Here is a 10,081-nt window from a genome sequence, read left to right as displayed (position 1 = left end):
GTGTTTTTCAGTGATGACTAACGAGGCACACTTACACCTGACCGCCCCAATTGGTTAAATTTTAGGAGTGACAACTATCCTGCCATAGGGGGCTAACTTGAAAAACACCGTAAACACGATCCAAACAATATGATCGTTGATCATTTTTCAATAAAAGACAAGTCACCAAACCAACCCAAAACATTGAAAAACAACACTTTTGTTGTGATTTTCAATTCAAAATAGAGCCTATGATTGAAATATATCAACGGTGCTTTTTAGCGCGATTTGCTAACTTTATGATTTACTTGGGAGGAAACAATGATTTTGTTGTGGAAGTTTTTTTCGGATCAAAAAATGAAAAAATTTAAGACATTTTTAAAAAATTTTCAGACAATAATGTATTTTTCCCTAATTCACGGGTAATAACTTGAAAAAGAGCCCCCAAAAAAGGTTGAGCTCTTTTTCACAATTTAATTTAAAACGTGCCTAAAGTTTATTTACATATAGAACAGATGGCCAATCTGCACTATTTTTTACTTGGCCTAATGACCAAACTTTGATCATTTGCTCAAGTTGCTTGTGTACCTCAGTAAATTCAAATTGAAAAAGTTCTCGACTGACTTCATGAGACCAATAACCAACTCCTTGATCAAAAGCTATTGAATATTGTTCGCCATCCTTGAATGTTAAAATCAACTCTCTTCGATGAGGAACGTTTGCTCTCTTCTGATGAATAGTAAGTTTAACTGGCAAAGAAATCCCTTTTGCGAACCAAATATCTACAACTTGCTTAAATTCATCCTGACAATCCCAGTCGTCATGTAGCCGCCTGCCAGTCCTGTCTTTTGGATTAAACAACGTGTTAATTGAAAAAGATGTATTATCCAGACTACCAAGACCACGCATTACTTCTCCCAATAAAATAATACTCCAGGGTGACTGAATGTACCTGTCTGTATACTCAATTGACTCTACCCCAACACTAGCAACTTTCTGATTGATACTCGAATACTTACCTTCGATAGTACTCCATAATTTTTTTCCAAATTGATTAACTCGACCATTAAGCTCCGACTTAATCTCAATTCTTCCCCCTGCTTTAAACTCTTGCCAATCAGAGGTATCGACATCAGTCCAAATTGGAGTATTAGCAAGTGATGCGGTTACCACCATGCAACCTGAATCAATATCTAACCAGTTACTGCAAGGGACTAATGGCGATTCGTTTTGTACAGCTATGCCATACATTTGCTCATCTCTTCCAACAGCTACTGCTAAGCAACCCCCATTTTCTGCAACAGTGGATGTAGTAACCAATGCCACACCTAACTCTTGATAACGTTTTAATATCTGCTGTTCAGATTTTGATAGCTTTGTCGCAGGCAAAACCATACTTAGCGAGACGTTATAATACTCAACAAGCTGCTCTACGTATCTATGGACTTGTCTAGCATTGAGATCCCACTCATTTGAATTTGCTGATAGCCAAATGAAAACTTTATTGGCACCTTTGCTTACCCTGCGAGAAATTTCCTCCTTGATAGAATGATGACAGTATTCAGCGTCAGGCAAATACTGGTACTCAGCAGGAAGGTTTAGAAAAAGATTAAAGTCATCACCTAACCAATCGAGTGCTGCATTTCTATTTAAGCTATTAGCATCATGGCGAGTGTTGGAGTCTAACAAACATGATGAACAAGCCTCCTCGCAGCTATCTACGCATTTCAACTCCTCATGCATTTTACGTAACAAAACATTGATGTCTTCAGCTGCACTTGAGGCGAAACCAGCTCCACCAGAAAGAGTGTCATATAGTTGGATAACCATTCCAGGAAGGTTTGACAACTCATCGATACCAGCCTTAACTAAATATCCTATTTCAGAAGTAGATATACCTCTCTTTCCAGCAAGAGCATTTCTTAGCGCTACAGCTAACGTCAACGCAATGGTTTTACCTTCTTCGGTATTGGCGATTAACTCACCTGTAACAGGGTGCTTTAATACCAGTTCAAAAGCATCAGTATAGCTGGAACAGCCAAGATGAATTTCTTTTTGAAGATTCCCATCACATCTTTCATCAAACTTATTATCGTCTTTTGACTTGGGTGTGGACAGGATAGGACGGTGCTTTTCATTTGGTTGTAATTCTCTTGGGTACTCACCATCAGCTGACATCGACTCTGCTTTTCCGCAACTCAAACAAACCGCATATCCATGACCGTGTTCACCAGATGAATGCTGGAATAGCTGAGCATTAGAACCTACTCGCATGCGACCAACTAGAGGGTTAGGCAATGGCTGGTATTTTCCAGAAACCGATAACCAGGCTGGTTGAACAGGTACATATTTTTGGGAACTAATGTCATTGCTTGGTTCTTCAAAGAAGTCTGTAACAAAGCCTGTTGGTTGCAAGGTTTTCTTTAGTTCTGAGTTTGGTGAAAGCGCCACTAGATGTCCACATGAGTAGCATTCTAACTCTGATTCATCGACAACGTTACCTTCTAAACCGGTCTGCCCACATCTTCCACACTTCCAAGCTAGGTCAAATTTTTCACCACCGCGTTCGCCAAACTTCTGCCAGTTCAATGAAATACCAGCAGATTTAAATACTCTACCATCAATTACAAGTTGAGAGCCCGGCGCATATTCACGAATGGCAACCGCCAAATTGCGGCTTGGCATTTCTCTTAATTGAGAAATATTATCTTCTCGATTTTCTTTAGGTTTATTTTTTCCTTGCTTGGCACGCCTATAATCAACAATATTGGTATTGTCCAAAGTAACAACGTCCGTTGGAAACCCATATCCTGGTAAAAAAGTCTTTGCAGTCAACTCCTTTAGCAAATATTCTGAACGATGACGTGCAAGCTCTAATTCAATGCGGTATTCAAAAGGAGAATCTTTTACTGCATTTTTCAATTTATTAGATAGATCATTGAATTGATTAGCCCACTTTCGTTGCAGTGTGTTAATCTGCCCTATAGTGTTGTTAACTATCCTTATGGGCTCATGGCTTTCAAGCGCAGTGCCCTGCACCAGTTTTATAATCTTTGCTTCAACAACATCAAAACTAGTATCCAGCCATGCCGTAAATCGCTCGCAAACTGACTGTCGGCTCTCGTCTGGCTCAAAAAACCATTGTAGATTTAATGCAGTTTTTTCTTTCTCTGTATACCCTACAACGTGTTGAAGAAACTCAGCAAGTAATAATGAGTTTACATGCCTATATACTAATCTCTCTGAATTAAGAGAAATATGCGGTGCAGGTATTGTAGTTATAAATGGCCATAATGGTTCACTGAAAGCTTGTCTGTCATGAGGATTACTTTTACATAATGTATGTGTGATTGCTCGAGACTCTTTACTTCGACCAGCACGACCCGCCCTTTGGAGATAATTTGCAGGATGGGGAGGAACATTATTCATCACAACAGCTGAAATACCACCTATATCAACACCCATTTCCATGGTGGTTGAGCAATTTAATACGTTAATGTTTCCCTTTTTGAATTCACCTTCGTATGCTTGTAATCGATCTGCTGATTGTTGAGCTGAGTGCTCTGCGGTCCTATAGTAAAAGCCTTTCTCTACAGTCCTATCATTAATATCTGTCCACAAGCTTTGCTCCCGGAGTGCTTCAATACCAGCGTCTTGATGCACTAGCTCACGCATCTTGCTTAACCCTCGCGAATAATCCTCTTGAGATATATCAAACATCCAAAAAGCTGGAATAGGCACTTTTTCACAGAGTATGTTGCTAGCTTCAATGTTGTGAGGAAGGTAAGGCGTCAAACCCTTGAAAGTCGTATCGATAAGCTTATTTGTATTTGGACAAACATAACTGGTGTCCGAGAATGAAAAAGTAATTTTTTCTGGATTTAAATAGAATTGGTTACCTTCGTTATCCAAGATTCTTCTTGTAGTAAGAGCATTCCAAGCAGACTTCAGCCACTCGTTCACTATGTCGATTGCAGTACTATCACTGGCATCCAATTTTGCAGCTATAAGCAGCATCTTTCCTAATCGACTGCGATGTTGTTTTGAGATCTGAGGCCACTTTTTGATCCTATCGCTTTCAATTTCATTTGATTGAGGATTAAGTAACTTTTTGGGAAAGAAGCGGAAACCTACCCATTTCAACAACCTTGGGTCCAGAAGCGTAAAGGTATTTTCTCTTACGAAAAAATCCAGACTGACCTTCAAAAAATCCAGCCAATCTTGCAGTGAAAATCCATGTTCGACCCAACGTTCTGGCAGTGCTGTTATGCTTTCCAAGCCGATATATCCTAGTTTAACTATACCTTGGGTTTCCAAGTTATTTTGTCGCTTTGGTCGTCTCGCGAACTCCCGAATTAACAACATTTTGGCCAACGTTTTAGCACCCAAACTATCATCAAACAATTCAGGGTTGGCATATTTGTTATATTTGAGAATGGAGTATTTTATATCCGCTTTTTCTGATAGCAAATCAACCATTTCTGGCCAGCTAACCACAACAGGTTTAAGACCGTTGTTTATAGACTCTTGTTGGTTAAGTTGGTTTTCAAGCTTTGCCGCAAATTCGTGTTGACCTGCCATTTTCAAGGCCGTAATCGCTTGCTTTTGTTGAGCAATTTCGTCGTCTGTTGGGCCATCATTAGAAGAAGTTTCAGATAATTGTTTGTTCTGGAGAATCTCAAACAATAATCCTCTGAGTCGACTTCGTTCCGCCTCCTGCTGCATCCTAACGGCCATTCTGGCTGTTCCCTGACGACTATCTGTGAACGTAATTAGTTTTCGACCTCGCCCTGGAAGCTCTGCTGGTGATAATTTATTATCAACGTCAGGCTGGTGATCTGGACAATATTCTAAAATCGTAGGAACGGCATTAGCTACGTAAAATGGAGAACCAAGAATGGCCCGTCGAATCGCTTTTTGTCCTCGAACACCTTTAAATCCGCACCCACCACACTCATTTTCATAGTCTTGTAAAAGATATAACGGGATAGGGTCATTCGCTGTTCCAATTGAAGCTGTTGTCTTATCAATATTGACTTCAATGTAATCACCTGCTTTATCCGGCTCTGCTCTTAGTGTTACTGGGTAGATGGTTTTTTTGTTATGTGAAATGTTGGATTCGTCGACTTCCTCTACTTCTTCAGTATCAAGTAATAAAGCAAACTCGTCCGATATAAATAGATCTCGTTGCGTTAATGTACCATCATGCTTTTCAACTGCGAGAAGGTGTGGCGAATTGCAATCATCGCAAAGCGCTACTTCACATACAGGAGCCCCACATTCACAACGGCTACGTTGGCGTGTATAAACAAATCCAAATGGCCAATGGTCTTGCAGTGAAGTGCCTGATTTTTCCTCGCATTTAGGGTTAATACAACTCCACAAACCATTCAACATTGACTGAAAAAAATGTGCTCTAATCTTAAGAAAGGCCTCTTGATTCTCTTCGCCCTTGGTACCTGTCAGTAGATCAATCCATTGTAGAATAACCGATTCATCCACTGTTTCACTTGGGAAACATAATTCCAAATGTTCGCGTAACTCTGTAAGCTTCAAAGCTCTATCACTCGTTACAAACTTATGCCTTATTTCGCGAGCTATTGGTGACTCACATAACTTATTAAAGCGTTCACTAGACACTTCCTCTGAACTATCAATTGCTAATAATTCTTCTAGAGAATGGTGGGCGCTTAAAGCAGATGGCAATGATGGAATAGCCCTGTTGCCGTCTATAACAACAATTTGCTCTTCAGATACATTTGCAAGACCTGCCAGATAAGTCTTTAACTGTTGATGAGCATTCTTATCGGCAATGGTTGCCGATGTTGCTACAAAACGAACATCTTTGGCGTCTACGCCAAAAGCCTGAATAACACGGCGCAATTGCATCGATAACTCTGCGGCCTGAGATCCGATGTATGAGTGAGCTTCGTCCAATATTATCCACCTAAGAGATTTTTCTTTCCGGGATGTTTGGACAATTGGCGCATCGATGTTTCGAACCAACATGTATTCTAGCATTGTGCCGTTTGTAACAAGTATTGGAGCTGGTTCTTCTCTCATTAACTCACGCGATAATATTTCATTTGGTCGCTCTTTTTGCTTGTCACGGACGGTTCGCATTTTTTCAGGCGTATTTCCGTTGTACAAACAATAACGGACATTATCGCCAAATGATTGAGTCCATGCATTTAGCCTTTCACGCTGAGAGTTTATTAATGCATTTAACGGGTAAAGAAAAATTGCGCGAACTCCAATAAGTTTACCCTTTGACTGCGCGAACTCGCGATAAAGATCTTCCAAAACCGGTACCATAAAACATTCCGTTTTACCTGAACCCGTACCGCTGGTAACAATTACGGACTGAGGCTTGTCTCCCAATAGCGTTTGCCAACTTGCTAGCTGGTGAGTATACGGTGAAAAATGAGCTGCAAATCGATACCGATTCTCGATCTCTTTACCTTCTATACTTTTCACCTTTTCTCGATTCAATGACTCCACTATAGGACCGGAAAGCAAACCATTATTATTAGAAAGACCTCCCAGCGTGAACTCCTTTGCTTGCTCCCATCCAAATGTATGTTCCATCACCGGATCTGCTAAGAACGAACCGGGAGTGCCACACTCTTTAGACATCTGCTGTTGAAGGTGTTTTCTTAAATTAGGGCTAGTGATCCCCAACACACCCAGTGTAGACTCTTTAGCTCGATTGATTGATTGCTCAACAAGGCTTGTGAAATATTTCATGGTTAACTCCCTTTATTCTGATTTTCATAAGCACTGACAAAATAGCTGAATGCAGCACTGAACCAATCACGATCAAAATCGCGTAATTTTTTCATTTCATATATGGCGTTGGCATCGACTCGAACATAGTCTTCTATCTGCATCATACCCATAGCAATAGCCGCACAAATAGCAGGATAATAAACAGCTGACGTTTGATATGGCTCGCATTCCATAAATCCAACAGCTTTACAGGCTCTTGCAGCCTTTAAAAATGGTGTATTTAACATATCTGGCCATTTGGAATCAGCATGTATGCGACGAAGATCTTGGAGCCAACATTGATTTACAAGAACCTTTGCTTGAGCAACCTCTAACACTGTCTCAAACTCGCCTTGAACCAAGTAATGAGCAAACGGGTCTGGGAATGAAGAAACACAACTTGTCAGGTTTGAAAAAAGCTCACTCAAACGGGCTGTTACAATGTTGCTATCTGGCAAAAAACGACCAATAAATGCCCTATATTGTTCGATTGCCAATTTCCAATCATCAATCTTTATCATTTCCCAAAAAATGGGAAACTCTATGTCCAATTTTTGAATAAACTCTTCGTTCATTTCAAAAACAAAAAGTGCTAATGTTAAAGCTCGATCATCTTTAGCTAGTTCGTGCCACACTTGAAAAGTTGAAAGAGGAAGGTAGTTAGTTTCAGTCCAAAGTGTTCTGAGATACCCCCAACTGCGATGCTCAATATTTTTCCCCATCTCAGATATAACCTTACCGATGACACCTGGATTAGAAACAGGGTGATATGCTCTTACTGCTGATTGAAGGGTATCAATCTCTCGTGTTTCAACATTGTCGACTTCATGTCCCAAACTAAATAACCGTGGTCTAAAAGCAAGGTCGTTTCCACGTCCAGGAATGATCATCCAAACATCGCCCTTAAACATTGCTGGCGGCAATTCAAAACGATCAAACAAAATGTCACCGAGTTTCTTTGGCGGAAGAGGTAAAGTGTGTCTCTCAGGCTCTGCAATTCTAAGTGTTTGAGGCTGCTCACTAAAAGTATCAACCTCACTATCGCTGTTGAAAGAGACGATATTGTGTTTTGCGTCTATTTCAATTTTTGTAATGTATTTTCTGACATTGTACTTCTTAGCATTGATGCCATTACGTATTTCAATTTCAACTTCAGCGTCAATTCCTTCCTCCAGTGCGCATAACGCAAAAAGCTCCATTATTCTGTCTTTAAAGCTATAGAGGCTGACAGTAACTGGGCGATTTCCAACTTTAATTTTGGATTCAAATCTCGGCGAATTACGAGTAATAGGTTTAAGCGATACGGACAAAATATAGGTTTCAACATAATCTTTTGCCGAGTAAAGCAATACCTCAGAACCAAGTAACTGAGGTACAGTAAGTGAAGAACTAAGTTCATCTCCTTTACTATTAAAACCGAATATTCCAGCAGCCGGAAATGGTAGAGTTATATCAATTGGGTCGGAGGCAAGGTTGGCGTTCAAAAACAGCTTGATAGTAGATGGCGGCTTGTCATTAACCTCCAAAGAATAAATATGGGTTTGCTCTTGCTTTGAGTATTCACTATGTACATTGTCAGCCATAACTTCTACGAAAATCGTTGCAGCAGTAGTGATGTGCAGTTCAACGCTTCGTTGCGTAGAGTGAAATTTCATAGTCAGATCTTCTGGCAGCACACCTATCTTTCTTTTTAATAGAACATCACCCTCGGAATTTTTCAGGCTAAAAGTATGAACACCGTACTTTTCGTGTGTTTTTAGTTCATGTAAAGGCCTGTCGTTAAGAAACTCAAATGTATTTGGCGCATTTTGATTGTCTGCGTCTGGCAATACTACTCTTGGCATGCCTTTATAAACTCGTGTTGGTTTAGTCTCCCATTGCAATTCCAGCCCCAACAACTCAAATGCACCTGTGCTGTTATGGGTAGAATTTGTGCAAATGCGATATCTGTTGCCATTATCGTAAACACGGATTTCGCCAAACATTTTATACCATTTCAGTTTTTTTTCGCGCAAAAACAATGTCTTTTCTAGTTCACAGTTTCCCCCCAACACTTCTAACTCGGCATTACCCGATACAAGTACATAAATCGTTTTTGTTTTGACACTAAAACTAGCCTGACCGCAGCAACTGAATCCATTTTCAGTCTTTTCAAAACCGATAGGTATTTCGCCTAAGGGAATTGCAGAAGCCCTGATTTCCTGCCGGTCTCTGCAAATACCAGACTCAGATAATTCGACAAATAGTGGTGTGTATAGATTATCTCGATTAACAACAACGCTTTTTGATCTTGGTCTGACTTTACATACGCGCTCATCAAATTGAGCATAAGCGCTCCCTAATTGCGCCGCCTTTTTTACACCCTCATTAAGTCCAAGTTCTAATCTTGTTGAACTAACTTGTGAGCGGTCAATGTCAAAACTAAGATTTTTGGGAAACGTGACCTTGGATTTTATTTTTAAAGTGTCAATGTCAAAGAAATGCTCACAAGTTAGCTTAGTCTGAATGTTTTTTATCGATTGACTTGCGGTACTTGCCTTCTCAAGCCAGTTATTTAAAAGCTCATGCCCCGTTTCGTTGTCCAAAGGAATGGGAAATTGTTCTCGCCAATTCGGCACAAGTTTATCTAACTGTTGAGAAGGCCTTAGATCCAAGTTATTAAGGTCCACTTCGTTACCTAAACGCATTAAATTTCGGATCAAACTGGCGATAAGCTCTACACTTTCTGATTCTGAAAAAACAGTAGGTAAGTAACCGACATTTAGCCTGATGAGTTCAGATAACTCAATCCCTAATAGTTCGACTTGGTAATAATTTTTCAAGACTCGCCAAACCAAAAAGCCAAATTTATTGTCGGACTGGCGTATAAGTTGGAATGGCAAACCTCCTTCAATAAATACTGACCCCAAGAAGGTTCTGGCACCGGACACTTCAAAACGGCGAACAGTTCTCTTCCAGTAAGTCTCCAACCCCATTGGGACTATCTGGCGGATATCACTTGGGTCTAATTGAAAGTTCAACTCCTGCCAAATAGGGGACCATTGCCATCCATCTTGTGCCTGATATTCCCTCCGGTACCACTCAGCACAAAACAACACAAAGCAAGCCGCCCAATGAGTGTGTCGTGAGGCTGTTACAGATGTCTTAGGATAAAAACGCTTTGTTACATCACGCAGAGATATATATTCATCGTGAGATACTTGATAGGCAAAAAGAGGTTGGCCAGTAGGCGTATTTAGTCCTCTTTTATTTAGTAGGGAAATAATAAAGTCTGATGGTGTTACTAATGTGCTCGTTGTTGCTAATATATTCTTTTCCATAATCGCTACCTCCT

General features: G+C 40.2%; 2 protein-coding genes. Both read right to left on the bottom strand.

What is annotated here, in order from left to right:
• Positions 1–468: 468 nt before the first annotated feature.
• Positions 469–6,726: a DEAD/DEAH box helicase gene (locus CWB99_RS02510; protein WP_138552846.1), complete on the bottom strand. Its 6,258-nt coding sequence runs from the start codon at positions 6,724–6,726 to the stop codon at positions 469–471.
• A 2-nt stretch (positions 6,727–6,728) separates the two neighbouring features.
• A complete protein-coding gene (locus CWB99_RS02505; protein ID WP_138552845.1) occupies positions 6,729–10,067 on the bottom strand; it encodes an STY4851/ECs_5259 family protein in 3,339 nt (1,112 codons plus the stop codon).
• Positions 10,068–10,081: the final 14 nt, after the last annotated feature.

The sequence above is a fragment of the Pseudoalteromonas rubra genome (assembly GCF_005887095.1).
GTDB classification, from domain to species: domain Bacteria; phylum Pseudomonadota; class Gammaproteobacteria; order Enterobacterales; family Alteromonadaceae; genus Pseudoalteromonas; species Pseudoalteromonas rubra_E.
This window is presented reverse-complemented; position numbering and strand designations above follow the sequence as displayed.